The organism is Megasphaera paucivorans, from assembly GCF_900103535.1.
GTDB lineage: Bacteria > Bacillota > Negativicutes > Veillonellales > Megasphaeraceae > Megasphaera_A > Megasphaera_A paucivorans.
The window spans coordinates 113,724-135,523 of the sequence record NZ_FNHQ01000001.1 but is presented as its reverse complement, the minus strand read 5'-3'; the positions used below and the strand labels follow the sequence as shown (position 1 = coordinate 135,523).

General features: G+C 40.6%; 20 protein-coding genes. All 20 read left to right on the top strand.

Going from position 1 to position 21,800, the window contains the following annotated elements:
* The first annotated feature begins 7 nt into the window (after nt 1-7).
* The 20 genes from BLR11_RS00665 (at nt 8) to secG (ending at nt 21,726) form a co-directional block, all read left to right on the top strand.
* Nucleotides 8-2,443, top strand: a complete 2,436-nt coding sequence (locus BLR11_RS00665; RefSeq protein ID WP_091647283.1) for an ATP-dependent Clp protease ATP-binding subunit — start codon at nt 8-10, stop codon at nt 2,441-2,443.
* 12 nt (nt 2,444-2,455) lie between these two features.
* The gene (gene radA, locus BLR11_RS00660) at nt 2,456-3,838 is read left to right on the top strand and encodes a DNA repair protein RadA (protein WP_091647281.1); all 1,383 of its coding nucleotides are present in this window, start codon (nt 2,456-2,458) and stop codon (nt 3,836-3,838) included.
* Nucleotides 3,839-3,941: 103 nt separating this feature from the next.
* Nucleotides 3,942-4,142 (top strand): hypothetical protein, encoded by a 201-nt coding sequence (locus BLR11_RS00655; RefSeq protein ID WP_091647279.1) that lies wholly within the window; start codon nt 3,942-3,944, stop codon nt 4,140-4,142.
* A gap of 279 nt (nt 4,143-4,421) precedes the next feature.
* Entirely contained in the window at nt 4,422-5,543 is a 1,122-nt protein-coding gene (locus BLR11_RS00650; protein ID WP_425433746.1) for a PIN/TRAM domain-containing protein, read from the top strand.
* An 8-nt stretch (nt 5,544-5,551) separates the two neighbouring features.
* Complete coding sequence (gene ispD, locus BLR11_RS00645; RefSeq protein ID WP_091647278.1) at nt 5,552-6,727, top strand: 2-C-methyl-D-erythritol 4-phosphate cytidylyltransferase; 1,176 nt, start codon at nt 5,552-5,554, stop codon at nt 6,725-6,727.
* A gap of 16 nt (nt 6,728-6,743) precedes the next feature.
* On the top strand, nt 6,744-8,195 hold the full coding sequence (gene gltX / locus BLR11_RS00640) for a glutamate--tRNA ligase (protein WP_091647276.1): 1,452 nt from the start codon (nt 6,744-6,746) through the stop codon (nt 8,193-8,195).
* On the top strand, nt 8,195-9,202 hold the full coding sequence (locus tag BLR11_RS00635) for a carboxylesterase family protein (protein ID WP_091647274.1): 1,008 nt from the start codon (nt 8,195-8,197) through the stop codon (nt 9,200-9,202). The genes gltX and BLR11_RS00635 overlap by 1 nt, the downstream gene beginning before the upstream one ends.
* A 259-nt stretch (nt 9,203-9,461) precedes the next feature.
* Nucleotides 9,462-10,595, top strand: coding sequence for an acyl-CoA dehydrogenase family protein (locus BLR11_RS00630; protein ID WP_091647272.1), 1,134 nt, complete (start codon nt 9,462-9,464; stop codon nt 10,593-10,595).
* Nucleotides 10,596-10,629: 34 nt separating this feature from the next.
* On the top strand, nt 10,630-11,868 hold the full coding sequence (locus BLR11_RS00625; RefSeq protein WP_091647270.1) for a CaiB/BaiF CoA transferase family protein: 1,239 nt from the start codon (nt 10,630-10,632) through the stop codon (nt 11,866-11,868).
* A 20-nt stretch (nt 11,869-11,888) separates the two neighbouring features.
* Entirely contained in the window at nt 11,889-12,671 is a 783-nt protein-coding gene (locus BLR11_RS00620) for an enoyl-CoA hydratase-related protein (RefSeq protein ID WP_091647268.1), read from the top strand.
* A gap of 93 nt (nt 12,672-12,764) precedes the next feature.
* Nucleotides 12,765-14,162: a GntP family permease gene (locus BLR11_RS00615; protein WP_091647266.1), complete on the top strand. Its 1,398-nt coding sequence runs from the start codon at nt 12,765-12,767 to the stop codon at nt 14,160-14,162.
* 185 nt (nt 14,163-14,347) lie between these two features.
* Nucleotides 14,348-15,832 carry a hypothetical protein gene (locus BLR11_RS00610; protein ID WP_091647264.1) on the top strand — a complete coding sequence of 495 codons (1,485 nt, stop codon included), beginning with the start codon at nt 14,348-14,350 and terminating at the stop codon, nt 15,830-15,832.
* 114 nt (nt 15,833-15,946) lie between these two features.
* Nucleotides 15,947-16,210 carry a hypothetical protein gene (locus BLR11_RS00605; RefSeq protein ID WP_091647263.1) on the top strand — a complete coding sequence of 88 codons (264 nt, stop codon included), beginning with the start codon at nt 15,947-15,949 and terminating at the stop codon, nt 16,208-16,210.
* A gap of 42 nt (nt 16,211-16,252) precedes the next feature.
* Entirely contained in the window at nt 16,253-17,194 is a 942-nt protein-coding gene (locus tag BLR11_RS00600) for an AEC family transporter (RefSeq protein ID WP_091647261.1), read from the top strand.
* A gap of 317 nt (nt 17,195-17,511) precedes the next feature.
* The gene (gene cysS, locus BLR11_RS00595) at nt 17,512-18,957 is read left to right on the top strand and encodes a cysteine--tRNA ligase (RefSeq protein ID WP_091647259.1); all 1,446 of its coding nucleotides are present in this window, start codon (nt 17,512-17,514) and stop codon (nt 18,955-18,957) included.
* Entirely contained in the window at nt 18,954-19,439 is a 486-nt protein-coding gene (locus tag BLR11_RS00590) for a Mini-ribonuclease 3 (RefSeq protein WP_091647473.1), read from the top strand. Before cysS ends, BLR11_RS00590 begins: the two co-directional genes overlap by 4 nt.
* Before the next feature lie 18 nt (nt 19,440-19,457).
* The gene (gene rlmB, locus BLR11_RS00585; RefSeq protein ID WP_176762826.1) at nt 19,458-20,189 is read left to right on the top strand and encodes a 23S rRNA (guanosine(2251)-2'-O)-methyltransferase RlmB; all 732 of its coding nucleotides are present in this window, start codon (nt 19,458-19,460) and stop codon (nt 20,187-20,189) included.
* On the top strand, nt 20,189-20,707 hold the full coding sequence (locus tag BLR11_RS00580; RefSeq protein ID WP_176762811.1) for an NYN domain-containing protein: 519 nt from the start codon (nt 20,189-20,191) through the stop codon (nt 20,705-20,707). Before rlmB ends, BLR11_RS00580 begins: the two co-directional genes overlap by 1 nt.
* Before the next feature lie 39 nt (nt 20,708-20,746).
* Nucleotides 20,747-21,442, top strand: a complete 696-nt coding sequence (gene sigH, locus BLR11_RS00575; protein WP_091647254.1) for an RNA polymerase sporulation sigma factor SigH — start codon at nt 20,747-20,749, stop codon at nt 21,440-21,442.
* A gap of 47 nt (nt 21,443-21,489) precedes the next feature.
* Nucleotides 21,490-21,726: a preprotein translocase subunit SecG gene (secG, locus tag BLR11_RS00570; RefSeq protein ID WP_091647253.1), complete on the top strand. Its 237-nt coding sequence runs from the start codon at nt 21,490-21,492 to the stop codon at nt 21,724-21,726.
* The last annotated feature ends 74 nt before the right edge of the window (nt 21,727-21,800 follow it).

Here is a 21,800-nt window from a genome sequence, read left to right as displayed (position 1 = left end):
GATATCTATGTATAATAGATTTACTAACGGAGCTAAAAATGTTTTGCGTTATGCACAGGAGGTGGCGCGTAAGTTTCGCCATGATTATGTAGGCACGGAGCATATACTATTGGGACTGATTTTGGAAAAGGATGGTATTGCCGGTCAAGTGCTGGCCCAATTGGGAATGACTCCGGAAAATGTAACGCGTACGATGGAACAGCTTGTAGGAATTGGTATAACGGAACCTACTGCGCTCGGCCTTACCCCGCGGACAAAACGTGCGTTGGAACTTGCCGTGTCGGAGGCAAATCGTCTCGGAGTTAATTATATTGGGACGGAACATCTGCTCCTTGGTCTTTTGCGTGAAGGATCGGGAATGGCTATGCAGATTTTTGAAAGCATGGATGTAGAACCGGATGTTATCGTGAAAAAAATGACGGAATTTATGGGAAATGTCCGAGCGGATGCGAGTGAAGAAGATGAAAATGGAAATTATGGAAATGAAGATATCTTTTCCTATGGAAGAGATTTAAATGATATGGCACGGCAGGGTAAAATAGATCCCGTTGTCGGCAGGGAAAAAGAAATTAACCGGGTGATCCAGATTCTCAGCCGGCGCACTAAAAACAACCCCGTCCTTATTGGTGCTCCCGGAGTCGGTAAGACGGCGATTGCTGAAGGACTGGCACAACGTATTATTAATGGTAATGTTCCCGATATTTTAAAGGATAAACGCATTTTTTCTCTGGATATGGCCAGTCTTGTTGCAGGGACAAAATATCGTGGCGAGTTTGAAGAACGGATAAAAAAAGTTATTGAAACAATTGAAAATGATACTTCTTTAATTCTATTTATTGACGAATTACATCAGCTGATTGGAGCGGGCGCGGTAGAAGGTACGATGGATGCTGCAAATATCTTAAAGCCGGCTTTAGCCCGCGGTGAATTACAATGTATTGGTGCGACGACACTGGATGAATATAAAAAGCACATTGAAAAGGATGCTGCTTTGGCCCGCAGATTTCAACCGGTTCTTGTAGGAGAACCAACGGAGGATGATGCTGCTGCTATTTTGTTTGGTCTGCGCGACCGATATGAAGCATTTCATAAAGCCCGCATTACAGATGATGCTGTTCGTGCGGCAGTAAAACTGTCGAGTCGATATATTTCCGATCGGTTTCTTCCGGATAAAGCAATCGATGTAATGGATGAAGCTGCTTCTAAAGTCCGGATGAAGGTGTATTCCCCGTCGCCGGATATTAAAAAGATGGAAAAGAAGTTAGCTGATATTGTCAAGGAAAAGGAAGCCGCTCTGGCTGGAGAAGATTTTGAAAAATGTGCAGCATTGCGGGATGAAGGCAAAAAACTTTCCGATGAAATTACCAATCTTCAAAAAGAACGGAAGCATGAGGATGATGCTAAATTGGTTGTTACAGAAGAAGATATTGCGGATGTTGTTTCCAATTGGACGGGTATTCCCGTACGCCAATTAACCGAAACGGAATCGCATAGACTGCTTCATTTGGAGGAAGAGCTTCATAAGCGGGTCATTAGCCAAAACGAGGCGGTCGAAGCAGTAGCTAAAGCTGTGCGCCGTGCTCGTGCCGGCTTGAAAGATGTAAAGCGTCCGATTGGTTCATTCTTGTTTTTAGGACCCAGCGGGGTAGGCAAGACGGAATTGGCTCGTACGCTGGCAAGACAACTTTTTGGAAGCGATGAAGCGATGATTCGCATTGATATGAGTGAATACATGGAAAAATATAATGTATCCCGTCTCGTTGGAGCGCCTCCGGGGTATGTTGGATATGATGAAGGTGGTCAGCTTACCGATGCAGTTCGTGAAAAACCATACAGCGTGATTTTGTTTGACGAAGTGGAAAAGGCACATGGCGACTTTTTTAACTTGCTTTTGCAAGTACTGGACGATGGTAGATTGACTGATTCTAAGGGCCGCACGGTGGATTTTCGAAATACAGTTATTATCATGACGAGTAATTTAGGGGCCTCTTATTTAAAAAAGAGTGCACCCGTCATGGGATTTACTACATCAACAAATGAAGAAAAAGATAGAGAAATGGCATTTGCGGAAGCAAAAAAAGAAATTCTAGAAGATGTGAAAAAGTTTTTCCGCCCGGAATTTCTGAATCGCATTGATGAAATACTTGTTTTTAAACCCCTGACAACAGATGATCTGCATCGGATTGTTGCGATTTTGCTGCAGGATTTAACTGCCCGGCTGCAGGAAAAGGGCGTTCAATTAGCCTGGAGTGAAGGAGCTGATGAAGTCATTGTTAAGGAAGGTACGGATTTTTCCTATGGTGCGCGTCCGTTAAAACGAGCTATCCAGAAAATGGTGGAGGATCCTATTGCTGAATTGCTTTTAGGTGGCAAGCTGCAGCAGGGAAATACAGTCCATGTAAAAAGTGACGAAAAAAAAGAATTGGTTTTTACAACCGAGTAGGGAGATTCATACATGGCAAAAATCAAAACGAGGTATGTTTGCTCTAGTTGTGGCAGCGTGACCAGCCGCTGGATGGGGAAATGTCCGCAATGCGGCGAATGGAATACGATGCAGGAGGAACACATTGTTCCGGAAACCAGCCATAGCGAAACCATGCGGCGGCATGCAGATGGAACGGCTAAACCGGAATCTTTGCGGGATATTGCCATGGAAGCGATGACCCGTCAAGAAACCGGAATTGGCGAACTGGACAGAGTATTGGGCGGCGGTATTGTACCGGGAGCGCTCATTCTTTTAAGCGGAGATCCCGGTATCGGTAAATCTACATTAGTACTGCAGATTGCGGCGGCTGTCTGCCGTGGACATGGGACGGTGCTGTACGGTTCAGGTGAAGAATCGACAGGCCAAATTAAAATGCGTGCACAGCGTTTGGGAATAGATGAAGCAGGTCTTATGCTGATGGCGGAAACGTCGATACAGGATATTCTGACAGAAGCCGAACGCATGAAACCTGACTTGCTGATAGTCGATTCAATTCAAACGATGTATACTCGTGAGATCGAAGGAGCTCCGGGAAGTGTGGGACAAGTCCGTGAAGGCACAAGCCGGCTTATGTCTTTTGCCAAGACCAGCTGCATTCCGGTGTTTGTCATTGGACATGTTACGAAAGATGGTACGATTGCCGGACCACGGATGATGGAGCATATGGTAGATGTAGTGCTGTATTTTGAAGGAGAACGAAACTATCGTTTCCGCATTTTACGAAGCATTAAAAACCGTTTTGGCTCGACGAATGAATCCGGATTATTTACGATGACAGAGCAAGGACTTTGTGAGCTTACCAATCCATCTCAAATGCTTCTTGCCGAACGAGTGGGAGAACAAGCTGGCTCGGCGATAGCTGCTGTGATGGATGGGATGCGTCCGCTTTTAGGAGAAGTACAGGCTTTGACGACACGTTCGGTTTTTCCTGTACCGCGACGGACTGCTGTGGGGATGGACTATAATCGGCTGATCATTTTGCTGGCGGTTTTGGAAAAACGTGTAGGTTTGTCGATTGGGACTCAGGATGTATACATTAATATTGTCGGCGGCTTGCGCATGATGGAAACGGCTGCAGATTTACCCATCATTTTGGCAGTCATATCCAGTTTTAAAGATATTGCTATTGATCCGCGCACCGTTATTATGGGGGAAGTGGGATTGACCGGTGATGTGCGCCGTGTCCCTCATGCAGCGAGAAGAATCAAGGAAGCGGCCAAAATGGGATTTACCTCTTTTATACTTCCAAAAGGGAATATGGAGGATATTAAGGACGCAGACTATCCGGATTGCCGCATTACCGGTGTTATGACTCTAAAGGAAGCGATTAACGCAGCGTTTATCGGACATTAAAATTTTCTTAAAGGCAGAAATACTTATATTTTTTATTTTTGATATGGTATACTGTAAGTACGATTTTTTTGTATTTGAAATTTTTTAAATGGATGTGTTGTGTATGAAATTAGATATAAGCTATTCTATAAAAAAAATACTTACAGGAAGCATACTGGTCACACTTCTTTTAAGCGGGCCGGTCATGGGATTTTATGGTGTCTCGCATGAAAATAAAGAAGAAACGGTTCGTCTTGATTGTACGAACGGTACGTGTACACTGCCTGATCAATCCGGTAAACAGCGGCAGCAGTCAGCAGATTAACACATATGGTGTTTTTCTGGCTGCTGTTTGTGATCCACGGTGATAAAATAGTATATGGGAAAACGGTTTTTTTATACGCCTGCTGAAAAGGCGGGGCCGTTTTCCTGTTTTTTTTCTTAAAATATTTTGATTGAAAACTACTGCATCATTGTGAGTTTTATGGTATAGTTAAATGATACAGTGAAGGGAGGTGGAACTGTGGCTAAAAAAGAAATAAAAGAAAAAAAAGCGGCTGGAAAATTTATGGAAGAAAATGATTTGAATAAACCGGATCGAAATATGGCTGATAAAATTATGTGCGGTGTTATCATTCTTGTATTCGCCGTGAGTTTTGTCATGATCAGCGATCAAATCATGACAACTCCTTTTTTTAGCATGGAGATTGCAGAACGTTTTACAAAAAATGGTATTGTAGGAACGACAGTTTTAACCGTTTTAGGCTTTTTGGTTGGCGCAATTCTGGGAGTCATTGTAGGATATTTGATTTCTCCTGTTATTATCAATCTTATTTGGAAGTCTATTCATCGCATTGAGTTTTCATTAAGCGGTTTTTCCAGTCAGGATTTACTGGTCGGAACGCTGGGCTTGCTTTTTGGACTTATTATAGCTAATTTAATTGGACTGGCGTTTGTTCGATTACCTATTATCGGGGCATATGGTCCCATCGTATTTAGTATTATTTTTGGTTATGCCGGCATGAGTATTGCCATGCGCAAAAAGACGGAGATAGCGAATCTTATCGGTTTGCTGCGTTTCAGCAAACAACCTAAGGAACATGTCAAAAAAAATAAAGACGAAGAGTTTGTCGGAAAACTGCTGGATACGAGTTCAATTATTGATGGACGCATCGCTGAAATATGCAGTACCGGATTTTTGGAAGGGCCGCTTCTTGTTCCCGTTTTTGTATTAGAGGAATTACAACATATTGCTGATTCGTCTGATTTATTAAAACGGAATAAGGGCCGTCGGGGATTAGATATATTAAAGCAAATGCAGGAAGATAATTATGTAGAAGTAAGGATTATTCACGATGATTTTGAAGATATGCCTCCCGCAGTAGATTCGAAACTTGTCCGATTAGGACGTAAAATTCACGCTAAAGTTGTGACGAATGATTATAATTTGAATAAAGTAGCAGCGCTGCAAGGTGTGGTCGTGTTAAATATCAATGATTTGGCAAATGCTTTAAAACCTGCCCGCATACCGGGAGAACAGATGAATGTTCTGATTGTTAAAGCGGGTAAGGAAAATAACCAAGGTATTGCATATCTTGACGATGGGACGATGATAGTGGTAGAAGATGGTGAAAAATTTATCGGTCAGAATGTCCCTGTTACCGTTACATCGGTACTGCAGACTTCGGCAGGACGTATGATTTTCGTCAAAATGGCAGACGAGTAGGTGAGTATGTGAAGGTAAGTGTTATTGTTGTAGCAGCGGGAGCTGGACTTCGTTTTGGTTATATACGGAATAAGCTGTTCTACCCGCTCTGTGGTCGTCCGGTGCTGGCGCATACACTGGATCATGTTTTTGCAGCAAAATCTATAGATGAGGTTATTCTGGTTACCTCTATAGAGGATCGCGCAGATATACAAAAAATGGTGTCTTTTTTTCATCCGTCTGTTCCAGTCCGCTATGCAGATGGCGGTGCAGAACGGCAGGAATCGGTGTATCATGGGCTGCTGGCCTGCAGTGCATCTACCGATATAGTTATGGTTCATGATGGAGCCAGGCCGTGGGCAGGACCGGATTGGTTCGACAAGGGACTGGCTGCTATGAAAAATGCGAAAGCAGCCGTGTATGCAATTTCTGTAAAGGATACGATTAAAGAAAAAGACGACGAGACTCCGGCGGCTAAGCTGCACACCTTGGAGCGCAGCCGTCTTATTGCTGTGCAGACACCACAGATATTTCATCATTCGACCTTGCTGGCGGCCTATGAATATGCAAAGGAACATCATCTGTCCGCTACTGACGATGCTTCTTTTGTGGAAGCACTTGGTGAGCCTGTAGTCATTTTATCCGGCGATGAACGGAATCGAAAAGTGACAACAAAGGAGGATATACCCGTCTTGGAATTTTATATGAGAGGAGCCTCTGTTCCCCATGTTGGCTGTGGATATGATGTGCATCCTTTAGTAGAAGGGCGCAAATTGGTTCTTGGAGGAGTAACGATTCCTTTTGAAAAAGGATTGGATGGACATTCTGATGCAGATGTACTTATACATGCTGTCATGGATGCATTGCTGGGAGCGGCAGGACTTAAGGATATTGGAACTTATTTTCCTGATTCTTCGCAGGAATTTAAAGATATTTCTAGTTTGCTTTTATTGGAAAGAGTATGGCGTATTTTGCAGAATAAAGGCTGCCGCATCGTTAATATCGATGTAATTTTATTAGCACAGCGCCCTAAAATAAAGGAATATATAGATAAAATGGCCGCGAATATTGCCGCGGCATTACATATACCTGCATCGGTTGTGGCAGTTAAAGCGACAACAACGGAACATTTGGGTTTTATCGGCAGGGAAGAAGGTATGGCAGCGCAGGCGTCAGCTATGGTTGTTGTGCCGGAGAATGAATAGTATGGGAGGAATTTTAATGTCTAAAGAAGTACGGGTTCGTTTTGCTCCGAGTCCTACCGGTCCGTTTCATATTGGCGGAGCTCGGTCGGCATTGTTTAATTATCTTGTAGCTAAACATACGAATGGTAAATTTGTATTGCGTATTGAAGATACGGATCAGAAACGATCTACACGTGAATCAGAAGAAAATATTAAAGCATCCCTGCAATGGCTGGGTATTAATTGGGATGAAGGCATTGATGCAGGCGGTTCATACGGACCGTATCGTCAAATGGAACGTTTGGATTTATATCAAAAGTATACTGATCAACTGATTGCCGAAGGTAAGGCCTATTATTGTTTTTGTACGCCCGAGGAATTGGAAGTTGAACGCCAGGCGCAGATGGATAAAGGTGAAACGCCGGTATACAGCGGAAAATGCCGAAATTTACCAAAAGAAACGGTTGAACAGTATCTCAGAGAAGGACGGCCGCATGTTGTTCGGATCGTTACGCCTAAAAATGAAATTTTAGCTGTTGATGATCTTGTTCGCGGACATGTAGAATTTGATTCGAATATTGTCGGGGATTATGTTATTGTTAAGTCCGATGGGATTCCTGTTTATAACTATTGTGTTGTTTTGGATGATGCATTGATGCATATTACCCATGTGATACGTGCAGAAGAACATCTGTCAAATACACCACGGCAATTGGTTTTATATCATGCTTTAAATTTTCCGGTTCCACAGTTTGCTCATGTATCACTTATTCTTGGTAAGGATAAGAAAAAAATGAGTAAACGGCATGGGGCTACATCGGTAGAACAATATAAAAACATGGGGTATCTGCCGGAAGCGTTGTTTAATTTTTTGGGGCTTTTAGGGTGGACGCCGGATAGTGATCAGGAAATATTCAGTAAAGAAGAGTTGATTGAACAATTTTCCTTAGACCGGGTTGCTAAAAATCCAGCCGTATTTGATATTGAAAAGTTAAATTGGATTAATTTTCATTATATGAAGCAGTTAAATGAAAATCAACTTTATGCGATTTGTCTGCCTCATTTGCAGGCAGCAGGATATGTGGCGGAACAACCGGACGCTGAAGAAATCGCTTGGTTAAAACAAATGATTTGGGCACTGCGTGAACATATCCAATATGGAGCACAAGTTGTAGAACCGGCGAAAGTATTTTTCACAGAAGATTACATGCCGGAAAATGAAGAAACAGCGGCTGTTCTGCAAGAAGAGACAGCTCCGGCAGTTCTTGAAATGTTCCGACAGGAATTGCTGTCACTTCCCGAAGTGACGCCGGATACGGTACAACCTCTATTTAAAAAAATTCAAAAAGGTTTGAAAATAAAGGGAAAATTTGTATATATGCCTATCCGGGTAGCAGTTACAGGTGTTATGCATGGCCCTGATCTCAATGTTATTGTGGCTCTTATGGGTCGGGATAAGGTGTTGGAACGTTTGGGGAGGATACAGTAATGAAAAGCGCGGGAAAGCTATTGATAGCCTTGATTTTTGCTTGTCAGATCGGCGGACTGAGCTTGGCTGCTGATGGAATTTCGACAGTATCAGGACAGGCAGAAAAACATCACGTACTTTCTGTGGACAAAAAGGATATGCAATTTGCCGCGTCGGAAGGACGTGCAGATAAGAAATTGCAGGATATGATAAAAGAGACACAGGGAAATTTCCATCAATATTCTTATCATGATCGGAAAACGGGAACTTTTATATCTTATAATTTGTATATACCGGCAGAATATAGACCTGGCGGCATCATAAATTATCCTCTGGTCGTATTTATCGGGGATGCCCGTACGGTGGGAGAAGATGTACAGGCTCCTTTGAAGCAAGGATACGGCGGTATTATTTGGGCAACTAAACAGGAACAAAAAAAGCACCCCTGTTTTGTCCTTGTACCACAGTATAAAAAGGTAGTAATTGATGATCAGGATGGGTATAAAGTCAGTGATGAGGCAGAAGCAACTGCCCGATTGATCCATTCTGTTGCACTTCAATACGGAATTGATGAAAAACGCATTTATGGAACCGGACAATCTATGGGTGGCATGTTGACGATGTATTTGGCGGCTGAGAATCCTGATTTATATGCTGCAGCGCTTGTTGTATCAGGTCAATGGAGTGCAGCACAGCTTAAACCGTTAGGAGCACAGAACTTTTTCTATATTGCTGCGGCCGGAGATTCACAGGCTATGGCAGGACAAAACGAACTGCTGCCTTTGATGAAATCATCAGGAGCGAATGCTGTTGCTATGCAATTAGATGTAAAGAAAGATTCTAAGGAGTTAACAAAAGAAATTGACAAGGAAATATCAAAAAATAAAAAATCCCATGTTTATTTTGCTTCTTTTGCTTTAGGGAATGTTCCTTTTGATAAAATTAATCCGAAGGAGTATCCGTCTTATTTTGATCAGGTATATGAAATTGATGCGCTGCGTGACTGGCTGTTCAAACAAAAAAGATGAAGGGTAAGTAATTTTTATAAAGATCCTTATCAAGTTATTACTATGTAATGACTTGATAAGGATTTTTTTATTGTCTGGACAAAATGGACATATAGTGATGTCAAGCATATGAAATATGGAATAAGTTGATATTAATTGTGAAAAAAATCACTACAAAGATGTCTAGTACTTGTGTCTATAGTTCCATTTTTTAATAGTTATAATAAAATCATAAATAATACAAGTATGCATACTAAATACAAAATGAGGAGATGAGTACATGTTTTTAAATGAAGAACAAAAAGCCATTCAAAAGGTAGCTGGTGATATTACAAAAAAAATAATTGCTCCTATGGCGAAACAATATGACGAGACGGAAGAATTTCCTTGGGAAAACATAAAACAGTTAGGAAAGTTAGGGTTTATGGGAATGTCAGTTCCTGAAAAATATGATGGAGCTGACATGGATATGGTGTCGAGTGTGGCGGCTCTGGAAGAAATTGCCAAAGGTTGTGCATCTACAGCTACTATTGTGGCTGTCCATAATGCAGCGGGAATATTGCCTATTCTTATGTTTGGAACAGATGCACAAAAAGAAAAATATATTCCTTCGTTAGCTGCGGGAAACTCCATTGGAGCGTTTGCTTTGACTGAGGCGGGGGCAGGTTCTGATGCGGCTAAAGTGGCAACGACAGCAGTACAGGATGGAAAAGAGTATGTTATACATGGCAGTAAATGCTTCATTAGCAATGGCGGAGCTGCGGATACGTTTGTTGTATTTGCTACGAAAGATAGGGCTAAAGGGGTTAAAGGATTGGCCGCTTTTATTATAGAAAAGGAAACTCCCGGTTTTTCTATTGGTAAACATGAATCTAAAATGGGTATTCGGGCTTCTTCGACAACAGAGCTTATTTTTGATAAATGCAGAATCCCTTTAGAAAATCAGTTAGGTAAGGATGGGGAAGGTTTTAAGATTGCTATGATGACATTGGATGTTGCGCGGATTGGAATTGCTGCATTGGCGACGGGAATTGCTGCAGGAGCTTATGAAGAGGCTCGAAATTATGCTAAGGTGAGAGAACAGTTTGGTAAACCCATCTGTGTAAATCAATCTATTGGATTTATGTTGGCAGATATGGCAATTCAAATTGAAGCAGCTAGACAACTGACCTATCATGCAGCCGAATTAAAGGATGCAAATGTGAAGTTTGGAACAGAGGCGGCAATGGCAAAGACATTTGCTTCTGATATGGCGGTACAAGTAGCTTTAAATGCTATACAAATTATGGGGGGATATGGGTATTCCAGAGAGTATCCTGTTGAAAGAATGATGCGCGATGCTAAAATCACACAAATTTATGAAGGGACGAATCAAATTCAACGAGTTGTTATCAGCCGTGAAATATTAAAATAATACATTGAATATATTATAAAAAGGAGTGTATGCTATGTTTCATCCTTTAAAAGGAGTAAAAGTAATTGATTTAACCTATTTTGTGGCAGGACCGGGTGCTGCAAAAATATTGGCTGACTGGGGAGCTGATGTTATTAAAGTGGAGCCGCCGTTTGGCGATCCGATCCGCAGTTCGGGAACCTCGTTAAAAGCGCCTGTTGATGAGAATTGCAATCCCTTATATGATACATATAATGCAAATAAAAGAGGATTGTCCCTTAACTTGAAAACAGAAGAAGGTCAATCCATATTGGATACATTATTGGAAACCGCCGATGTGTTTGTATCAAGCTATAGAACGGGAGCATTAAAACGTTTAGGTCTTGATTATGAAACAATAAATAAAAAATATCCGCATATTATCTGGGCACAGCTGAATGGATATGGTGATTTTGGACCGGCCAAGGACAATCCGGGGTTTGATGTAGTTGCTTTTTGGGCGAGGTCCGGTGCTATGATGGATTTTGCGGAAAAAGATACTTCACCCATTAACGCACCCTATGGATTTGGAGATGCTACGACTTCTTGCTCTTTGGCAGGAGGAATTGCAGCAGCGTTATTCAATAAGGTACAAACGGGAAAAGGCTGTAAGATTATGGTGTCGTTATTTGCCCAAGCAATTTGGAACAGCAGCGCGCTGGTCGTAGCAACTCAATATGGTGATGAATATCCTAAAACAAGGAAAAATCCCATGTCTCCGGTTATGGATAGTTTTAAATGTGCCGATGGCAACTGGATATATATCAGCATATTGGAGCATGAGAGATACTATAATACTCTGATGAAAGATGTTGCAGGGCGACCGGATTTGGTTGATGACCCCCGGTTTTATAAATTTGTTGATGCGAAAAAAAATGCACCGGAATTGGTGGAAATTATTGGACAAGCTTTTGCCGGACATACAAGAGAAGAAATGGAAGAGCGTTTGAAGAAAGCGGATATTGCATATGATTGTATCCGTCATGTAAAGGATACCTTAACAGATCCGCAAGCACTGGAGAACGAGTATATCGTGCCCGTTATGAATTTTGATGGGACAAAGACAAAACAAGCTATGACACCCGTGCGGTTTTGTTTGTCGGAACCGGCAGCAGCAGATGAGATTAAACCGACAGTAAATTGTCCGGCGCCGAAAATTGGTCAAGACAGTATAGCCATATTAAAAGAATATGGCTATACAGAGGAAGTGATTCAACAGTATCTCGACAAGGGAATCATAACAAGAAGTAAATAACAGTATATGAGGTGGCTTATATGGAATTTAATAACGTAATATATAAAGAAGAAGAAGGTATTGCTACTGTAATGATCAATCGGCCGAAAGCCTTGAATGCACTGAATCCGGAGACCGTAGAAGAATTAAATGCATGCATAGGACTAATTGAAAAGTCGAAAGATATACAAGTTGTTATTGTTACGGGTAGCGGCAATACGTCTTTTGTGGCAGGTGCGGATATTGTTGCCATGTCGAATATGACTCCGATAGAAGGGCGTTTATTCGGAAAAATGGCACAGGACACCTTTACGCGCATAGAAAATCTTCCACAACCAGTTATTGCCGCTGTCAACGGATATGCTTTAGGCGGTGGGTGTGAACTTGCCTGTGCTTGCGATTTTCGATATGCTTCAGATAATGCAAAATTTGGTCAGCCTGAGGTTGGATTGGGAGTTACTCCTGGATTTGGCGGAACGCAGCGGTTGCCGAGAGTAGTAGGCCGCGGACAGGGGAAAGAAATGATTTATACAGCGAAAATCATTGATGCACAAAAAGCGCTTGATATAGGCTTGGTAAATGAAGTCTTCCCGCAGGCGTGTTTGATGGAAGAAGTAATGAAAACAGCGAAGTTGATTGCATCTAAAGGATCTATTGCAGTCCAGCTTTCAAAAGCGGCAATTAATCGCGGATTAAATTGTGATATCGTAACCGGAATTGCTTATGAAGATGAAGTGTTTGCGATTTGTTTTGCAACTGCGGACCAAAAAGAAGGAATGGGTGCATTTGTTGAAAAAAGAAAACCCAAGTTTACAGGACAATAAATTTTAAATGGACAGAAAGCTGTGAATTACATAATATGGAACAACTTAATTCACAGCTTTTTCGCAATAGAAGAACCGAGGAGGTAATGTAGTATGGATGTTATTATGATCATCATTAGTTTATGTTTGTTGGTGACGATTGCATATCGCGGGTTTTCGGTCATCTTATTTGCTCCAGTATGTGCTTTAGTTGCCGCTAGTATGGCGGATTACCATGTATTGCCGGCGTATACCGAATTATTTATGGGAAAGTCTGTCGTATTTGTTAAATCATTTTTTCCTATATTTTTATTAGGTGCTGTCTTTGGAAAGGTGATGGAAGTAACCGGTATGGCGAGAAGCATAGCGGAAGAGGTTATCCGTAAACTTGGAAAAGATAAAGCCATTTTGTCGGTAATGGCTGTTTGTATTATTTTAGCGTATGGCGGAGTCAGTGTATATGTAGCTGTATTTGCTATCTATCCCTTTGCGGCTGCCGTATTTAAAGAAGCAGAAATACCTAAACGATTAATACCGGCAGTATTAACGGCGGGACTTTTGACCATGGTCATGGATTCGGCGCCAGGAACGCCTCAATTGCAAAATATTATTCCTACGGTTTATTTGGGAACGACTATTTATGCTGCACCTAAATTAGGAACTATCTGCGGGGTTATAACGTTAGTTATTTGCTATGTGTATTTGAATTGGAGAAGGAAAGTTGCAGTTAAAAAAGGGGAAGGATATGGAAATCATACGTTGAACGAAGCAACGATTGATCCGGATCAATTAACGCCGCCCTGGTATCTGTCTGTGTTACCGCTTATTGCTGTTCTGGCGGTCAGTTTCTATCTTTCCTTTGTTTTTACTTGGGATCAAGCTTTAGTAGCACCTTTTCAAAAAGCAGGCCTGCCGCTTACGGCAAAAACTGTAAAAAGCGTCATTTCTATTTGGTCATTAATTATAGGTTTGCTAATTGCTATTATTATGTCCTGTTCGCTGGGGTATCGATTTATGCCGAAGTCAGTTAGTCTGAAAACGGCATTAAATGCAGGTGCTATTGGATCTTTGCTGGCTATTATGAATACAGCATCTGAAGTAGGGTATGGCAGTGTTATTTCCTCTTTGCCAGGCTTTACGGAAATTGCCAATTCTTTATACAGCATAGGGGAAGGCATGCCGTTATTAAATGCAGCTATTATGGTTAATGTTTTGGCAGCCATTACCGGGTCTGCGACAGGCGGACTGGGAATTGCTCTTGAAATATTCAGCGCGCATTGGCTGCAAGCGGTTACCGCCGCAGGTATTCCTCCGGAAGTACTGCATCGCGTTGCATCCATGGCGGCCGGAGGAATGGATACACTGCCTCATAATGGTGCAATTATTACGACACTGGCTATTTGCGGGTTAACCCATAGAGAATCATATATGGATATCTTTGGTATTACGTTATTAAAATTTGCAATGGCATTTTTTGCTGTTTTCTTGTATATGGTTACAGGGATTGTGTAATATTTTAAAATGACAGCTTGTTTAAATACAAGGGCGGAGCAGATTTATTTCTGTTTTGCCTTTTTTGTATGATACAAAACTATAATTAATTTGTTATTTAATGATATAATGAACACATTGAACAGAGGGGACGAGGTTGAGGTAAATCAAGGGGTTGGTTACTACATAAAAGAAGGTGAGATGTAATGGAAATAAAAAAATATGCGGAGGCCTTAAAAAAATTATTAGATTTTGCACATGTTCGATATAATGTGTTATCGCAGGCAATAGAATATGATTTATCCTATGTAAGTAAATGGACGACCGGAGCACGGCTGCCGGCAGCTAAAAATGTAGATTGCATTAATCAAAAAATTGCTGATTTTCTTGCTTCCATCATACTTAAACAAAAGCAGCGAAAAGAATTTTCAAGAGTATTTTTACATTCCGATGAATGGGGAGAAGAAGATTTATCCTTTACGATTTATCAATATTTAGGGAATGCCTACCGCGCTTCTTTGAAAGAGAAGCAAGATTGCAATAATACAGTTACTGTTGAACATTCCAGTCTTTCCATAGGAATGTCAGAATGTCAGACGTTAATACAGCATATAGTAAGATCAAAGCTTGAAGAGTTGGCAGAACCGGCGAATATTGTTATTACCGGTGATTTTTTAAATTTAGTTAAAAATCATTTTTGGCAAATATTTTATGATATAAAAATGAAAGAATTTCCGTGTAATATTCATGTTGCGTTAAATTTAAATGAATTGCAGAAAGACTCTATTAATGCAACAGGAAGTATATTTCAATGTTTAAATGATTTTTTAGATTTTGATTTTACTATTTATGAAAAATCCTCAAAGCTATATGATAATATCATTGCCATAGAAAATAAAGCGGTTATTTTGTATTATGTCAATGCGGAGGGCTACATTGATATGAGTATGGTTGTTTATGACTCACATCAGGTAAAAGATATTTATAATAAGTGCAAATCTTTTATTATGACGCAGCCTATTGTACTGCAGCCGAAGAAGACGCTGGGGATGGATCGGTTTGGATTTAGAGATACATTTTACGCATCGGATAAGTTTTTTTTCTTTTGTGCGAATGGATTCGAGTTTCTTTTGCCGGATGAAGTTTTTCAGTCTTTACTAAAAGCTGCAAAAATGGGTAATCTTGAACCGGCAACGGAGGAATGGGTACAGCGAGTTCATGCGATATGGGAAACTGTTGTTAACCGCGTATCGTTACGTTTTATGCTTCCTACAAATTCCATTATTCGGTATTTGGAAACGGGGTATATTCATTTAACTGATTTTTCTTATCAATTGTCGACGGAAGAACGGCGATTGCATATGAAACATATTTTGGATGAGATGAAATCTAATCCGGCTATTGTTTTCGGCGTGCTGCTCCCGACGACAGAAAAATATAGTGGGACTAATTTTACGAATTTGTCATTTAATACGAATTATTCTACTGGATTTTTAAAGAAAAATGTGCATTGTATTCATGAAAATACATTACCCATTTATTTTGTCAATAGTGTGATTCTTTTGCGCTGTTTACAGAATTTTTTTGATAGTCAGACACAGTCGAAACATTACAAGGAATACTCTGTCGAACAATTAGCGGAATTATATGAAAAATATCATTTTTTAATGGAATTTTTATTTAAAGAATAAAATTAATGAGTATAATTAAATGTAGTTTTCTTGTCAAGTTGCGTTTATTCTTATACAATAGAACTTATGATGGGTTTTATCTATAAAATATAATAGAAGCAGAGGTATCGTTTAATGAGTCGTAAACGTAAAAAGCGAAATGATTTAAAACGAAATGATTTAAAACGAAATAAAAGCAAGAAGACTTGGAAACAGTCTTTAGCTGGGCTAGATAAAATGACTATTCTTTTTTTCAGCATGGGATTTGTTGCTCTTTGTTATTCGTATTATCAAGTATTCCAAGAATGGAATGTATCCATTTTTGGATTTAATGTAATCGTAACCATTGTTTGGCTGGCTGTGTTTGTACGCAGCGTGAAACGAGGAGGTTTTTATTAATTATTTGATGAGAAGAATTGTATAGATAGAGAGGAGTTATACATGGGTTCCGTTGATCTTCTACTGCATCAGCTGGAAATTTTTGCTGTTTTAATTTTTGTTGGCATTATCGGTATAAAGACTAATGCGTTGGATGAAAATTACTTAAGCAATTTATCAAAACTGATTATGCGGCTTATTTTGCCAATCATGATTTTTACAAAAGTTATAAATGGAGCAACCCGGGAAGATATGTTGTCTTGCGGGGGCGAAGTCATCGTGACAACCTTGGCCATGTACGCAATTCTTTTTGTATCAGGCTGGGTGTTGACCCGCGTGTTTTCTCTCAAAGGCAATTACGGACGGGTTTTTTGGGCGGCGACTATGTTTGGAAACGTTGGATTTATTGGTATTCCCCTGCTTCTGGGAATGTTGCCGGAACGTGGTATGTTATACATGGCGCTGTTTAGCATCATTGATCAGATTATGTTATGGAGCATCGGATTTTATTTGACGCTGCCTAAAGAAAAGGTAGTCCATAATTCGGTAAAGGAAAATATGAAAAACCTTTTGAATCCGGCAATGCTGGCAATTTTTTTGGCGATACTATGTACTTACATGGAGTGGAAATTACCCTTAACTATAAATCAAGCGCTCACTGCTGTAGGAGATGCAACGACGCCGCTGTCATTAATTTATATTGGCGGAAGTTTTTGTTTATATGATGTTAAGCGGTTTATTACAAAAATCGAGTATTATGCTATTGTGCTTATCAAGATGATCGCCATTCCGGTGCTCTTTTATTATATATTGGAATACTTCCATGTTTCAAAAGAGATTGCCGTATTTATAACTATTCTTACGGGGATGCCTAGTATGGCTGCGGTCGCCATGTTTGCCCGCGTGAATCAGTCGGATGAAGAATGTGCGTTGGGTGCGATCATGATTACAACGGTGTCTTGTTTGGCAACATTACCATTGGTAGCGTATTTGACTAATTTTTAATGCTTGACAGGAATGAATTATTTCGATATGATATATGATACACATAGAATAATTTTATTAAATATGATGACCAAAATTATCTGCAAACGAGCACTTACAGAGAAGTCGGGCCTTGGCTGAAAACCTGATTAGATTGCGGAGTTGCGGAGTTGCCTTTGCGAGTAGACCGGGTGAAGTCAGTAAGCCGGTTCGGTGGCACCCGTTATGTGCGATCAAGATTGCGGCGAAGCTGCAATAAAACAGAGTGGAACCACGGGCCACCGTCTCTGTCAGGGATGGTGGCCTTTTTGCGTTATAATGCTAAGGAGGAATATTAGATGAGAGAAATTAAAGTTTATAATGACCTCACGAAACAAAAAGAAGTATTTATTCCCGTTACCCCGGGTCAGATAAGAATGTATGTCTGCGGTATAACACCCTATAATCATACACATATCGGCAATGCCCGTCCTTTTGTTACATGGGATGTCATTCGCCGCTACTTACAGCATATTGGCTACGAAGTAGAATTAATACAAAATTTTACGGATGTTGATGATAAAATTATCAATGCCTCTAATGGGGAACATGTTTCCTGGGATACTATTGCTAATCGTTATATTGCATCTTATTTTGAAGTGATGGATACTTTACATGTCCGTCGTGCTGATATATATCCTCGTGTTTCGACACACATTCCGGATATCATTCATATGGTGGAAGTTCTGGTGGAAAAAGGATTTGCGTATGTATTAGATCATGATGTGTATTACAGTGTGGAAAGTTTTCCGGGGTACGGCAAGCTGAGCGGACGTTCGCTTGATGACATGATGGCCGGTGCCCGGATTGAAGTCGATGACCGCAAACATAATCCGATGGATTTTGCACTTTGGAAGGGAGCAAAACCGGGAGAACCTTCGTGGGAAAGCCCCTGGGGACTAGGACGGCCTGGATGGCATATCGAATGCTCAACCATGAGCAATAAATATCTGGGAGATACATTTGATTTTCATGGCGGCGGCAGTGATCTTATATTCCCGCATCATGAAAATGAAATTGCACAGTCTGAAGCGTATACTGGTAAGTCTCCTATGGTTAAATATTGGCTTCATAATGGATTTATTACTATTAATCAGGAAAAAATGAGTAAATCCCTTAATAACTTTTTCCTTGTTAAAGACATTTTGGCACTATATAGTCCGGATGCTTTGCGGTTTTTCCTTATTTCCACACATTATCGCAGTCCGCTTGATTTTAGTGATGAACGGCTTGAAGAAACAACTCGCAGTTTAGAACGGTTAGGTACAGGAATTGATAATGTTATGTTTCTTTTAGATCAGCCGGGAGGTGCTGGATCAGACGAATCCAAGCAACTTTTGTGTGATGCGCAGAAAGTGGAAGAAGATTTTGAAGAAGCAATGAGCGATGATTTTAATACAGCTCTGGCTAGTGCGGCTATGTTTGAATTAGCTAAGAAAATCAATATTTATAAAGATGCAGTTGTTAATGCAGGTGTTCCTGTCGATCCTTCGGTTATGGCAGAGGTAAAGCGGATTTTCCATACGATGACAGATGTTTTGGGGATTTTAGAAGAACGCTGGGAAAAAATAAAGACCGATGCGAGTTCTAAAGATTATGAAAATCTTATGGAAGTTATTTTGAAAATACGGCAGGAATGCCGGAGCCAGAAGCAATATGCTATTGCCGATATGATTCGCGAGGAATTAACTAAATTAGACATTACGATTGAAGATTCACCGCAGGGAGCGCGTTGGAAGAAGTGAAATTTAAACAAATACAAGCCTTAAAACATAAAGCATATATGGCATTTGCAGAAGGAACTACATTAGATGTTCCTCAACAGGATATTACTATGATGGATCCTATTTCCCTGGCTTTCGTGGGAGATGCATATTATGCTCTTCATATGCGGCAGCGTTTAGTAGATACGGGAATCCCCAATGTACAAGTATTACATTTGCTGGCAGCTGAGTTTGTTTCTGCCAAAGCGCAGGCGTATGTATATCGCAAGCTAAAGGAAACACTCGACGAAATGGAAAAAGCTATTTGCCATCGCGCGCGCAATGCCTATTCACAGGTGCCTAAAAGTGCCACGGTTGCTGAATACCATGATAGCACTGCTTTGGAAGCGCTTGTGGGCTATTTAGTGTTATCGAGGCAGCAAAAAAAATTAGATAATGTTATGTTACAGGTTTATGCATATACGAAGGAATATTGCCGGATTGTGCATGGAATGAAGGAGTAAAAAGTGAGTGACGAAGGCATGATTATTGGCCGCAATAGTGTGACAGAGGCGTTGAAGGCAGGACGATCCATAACAAAAATATATATGGCGGCAGGCAATGAGTCAACATCTTTACAACATATTAAGGAAATGGCCAGAGACAAAAAAATAGTAGTGGAAAATGTTCCTGCTAAGGTTCTTAATCAGTTAGTTCCGGGGAATCGTCATCAAGGAGTGGTTGCTTTTGCTGCTGCCGTTAATTTTTCCGATTTGACGGATGTTTTGGCAGCTGTGTCAGAAAGGGAGAAGGTACCTTTTCTTGTACTTACAGATGGAGTGGAAGATGTTCATAATTTAGGGGCTATTATACGTACCGCCGAGTGTGCTGGTGTGGATGCTGTGCTTATACCGAAAAGGCATAGTGCACCTATTAATGAGACGGTGGGAAAAACTTCAGCAGGGGCAATTGAATATATACCTATTGTACAGATTGGCAACATTGTACAAACCTTACAGTCTTTAAAAAAACGCGGCTTTTGGGTTATCGGGGCAGATATGATGGGGGAAACTGATTATTTTCACAGCTCTTTAACAGAACCGGTCGTACTTGTTATCGGCAGTGAAGGCAAAGGAATATCCCGTCTGGTCAAAGAAAAGTGTGATGTTCTCGTGCAGATCCCTATGTTTGGCCAGATAAACTCGCTCAATGCTTCTGTTGCAGCTGCGCTTCTCATGTATGAAGTGGTACGGCAGCGGCAGGAGATGAAATAATGCAACCGTTACTGATTATAGATGGATATAATGTCATATTTTCATGGAAATTCCTGAAAGGACTTGCTGAAAAATCCTTGGAACATGCCCGTGAACGTTTGATCGATATTGCAGCCGATTACGGCAAGACTAAGGGATTTAAAGTGGTGCTGGTATTTGATGCCATGTATACGGAAGAAAGCGTTAAAAGCCAGACGGTTGGTACTGATTGTCTCGTTTTGTTTACGGATAAAGAAGAAACGGCCGATAGCTGTATCGAAAAAATGGTTTATGAGCATCGCAGTGAACGGAGAATTATTTATGTGGCAACGTCTGATGGACCGGAACAAAATCAGATATTGGGAGCCGGTGCCTTTAGAATACCGGCACGAGAATTGGAAGAAGATGTGGCACTGGTAAAAAAAGAGCATTATCATTACGATAGTCATAATGTATTAACCGGAGTACGCAATGAAATGCGAGGTCATGTAAAAGAAGATGTTCTTGAAAAGTTAGAGCGGATTCGCCGAAAAAAATAATATCTGTCATATACCAGATATATGGAGAGTGATGAGGCAATGCATATAAATGCAAATACAGAACAGCAAAATATACGCAACAGATTCAGTGATATGACAGATGAAGAAATTGTTTGCTGCGCACAGCAAAAACAAGATACGGAAGCTGTGGATTATATTGTTAATAAATATCGTAATTTTGTTAAAGCTAAAGCTCGGACCTATTTTCTCATAGGAGCTGATAAAGAGGATATTATACAGGAAGGCATGATTGGGCTATATAAGGCTACTCGTGATTTCCGCGGCGATAAGTTATCTTCATTCCGGGCGTTTGCTGAATTATGTGTGACACGGCAGATTATTACAGCTATTAAAACGGCAACGCGGCAAAAACATATTCCGCTTAACTCGTATGTATCTCTTAATAAACCTATTTATGCGGAGGAATCAGATCGTACGCTGATGGATGTTATTGCCGGAATCAAAATAACTGATCCGGAGGAACTGGTCATCAGCAAAGAAGAATTTGCTGATATTGAGCTGAAAATGAATGAAATCCTCAGTGATTTGGAATGGCAGGTTCTTAATGCATATTTAGATGGTAAGTCGTATAATGAAATGTCCCGTGATTTGCACCGCCATGTTAAATCTATTGATAATGCACTGCAGCGGGTCAAGCGTAAATTGGAGCGATATTTGGAATCTCGCAATGATGAAAATAAAACGGGACAGCCTATTGATAGAAACGAAAAATGAGTGTACAATAATATCGTTAAGTGTGATTGTGTGTGAGGAGGATTAGCGTGATTACCGTATTGGAAATTTTAGTAGTCATCTTATCATTGGTTCTGATTGGAGTCGTCGTTGCTCAAAAGAGTAAAACTCAGGGAATGGGAGCAGGATTCGGCGGCGGAGCGGAAGATTTGTTCGGAAGCAGAGCACGTGGTATGGATGCTTTTTTATCAAAATTGACCATCATATTATCGATTTTATTTGCTGTCTTAACATTGATTTTGGGCAGATTGATGAATACATATTGATGGCTAACAGCCTGCGGCAATTGCCGCAGGTTTTTTTTATAAACAGGCAGCAAGCTGCCTGCGGATTGTTTTTT

Coding starts and splice junctions, on each gene's coding strand:
- gltX (WP_091647276.1), top strand. CDS start 6,744: ATGTCTAAAGAAGTACGGGTTCGTTTTGCTCCGAGTCCTACCGGTCCG.
- BLR11_RS00650 (WP_425433746.1), top strand. CDS start 4,422: ATGGCTGATAAAATTATGTGCGGTGTTATCATTCTTGTATTCGCCGTG.
- BLR11_RS00580 (WP_176762811.1), top strand. CDS start 20,189: ATGCAACCGTTACTGATTATAGATGGATATAATGTCATATTTTCATGG.
- BLR11_RS00610 (WP_091647264.1), top strand. CDS start 14,348: ATGGAAATAAAAAAATATGCGGAGGCCTTAAAAAAATTATTAGATTTT.
- BLR11_RS00600 (WP_091647261.1), top strand. CDS start 16,253: ATGGGTTCCGTTGATCTTCTACTGCATCAGCTGGAAATTTTTGCTGTT.
- BLR11_RS00635 (WP_091647274.1), top strand. CDS start 8,195: ATGAAAAGCGCGGGAAAGCTATTGATAGCCTTGATTTTTGCTTGTCAG.
- BLR11_RS00630 (WP_091647272.1), top strand. CDS start 9,462: ATGTTTTTAAATGAAGAACAAAAAGCCATTCAAAAGGTAGCTGGTGAT.
- BLR11_RS00665 (WP_091647283.1), top strand. CDS start 8: ATGTATAATAGATTTACTAACGGAGCTAAAAATGTTTTGCGTTATGCA.
- BLR11_RS00655 (WP_091647279.1), top strand. CDS start 3,942: ATGAAATTAGATATAAGCTATTCTATAAAAAAAATACTTACAGGAAGC.
- rlmB (WP_176762826.1), top strand. CDS start 19,458: ATGATTATTGGCCGCAATAGTGTGACAGAGGCGTTGAAGGCAGGACGA.
- radA (WP_091647281.1), top strand. CDS start 2,456: ATGGCAAAAATCAAAACGAGGTATGTTTGCTCTAGTTGTGGCAGCGTG.
- BLR11_RS00620 (WP_091647268.1), top strand. CDS start 11,889: ATGGAATTTAATAACGTAATATATAAAGAAGAAGAAGGTATTGCTACT.
- BLR11_RS00605 (WP_091647263.1), top strand. CDS start 15,947: ATGAGTCGTAAACGTAAAAAGCGAAATGATTTAAAACGAAATGATTTA.
- cysS (WP_091647259.1), top strand. CDS start 17,512: ATGAGAGAAATTAAAGTTTATAATGACCTCACGAAACAAAAAGAAGTA.
- BLR11_RS00615 (WP_091647266.1), top strand. CDS start 12,765: ATGGATGTTATTATGATCATCATTAGTTTATGTTTGTTGGTGACGATT.
- sigH (WP_091647254.1), top strand. CDS start 20,747: ATGCATATAAATGCAAATACAGAACAGCAAAATATACGCAACAGATTC.
- BLR11_RS00625 (WP_091647270.1), top strand. CDS start 10,630: ATGTTTCATCCTTTAAAAGGAGTAAAAGTAATTGATTTAACCTATTTT.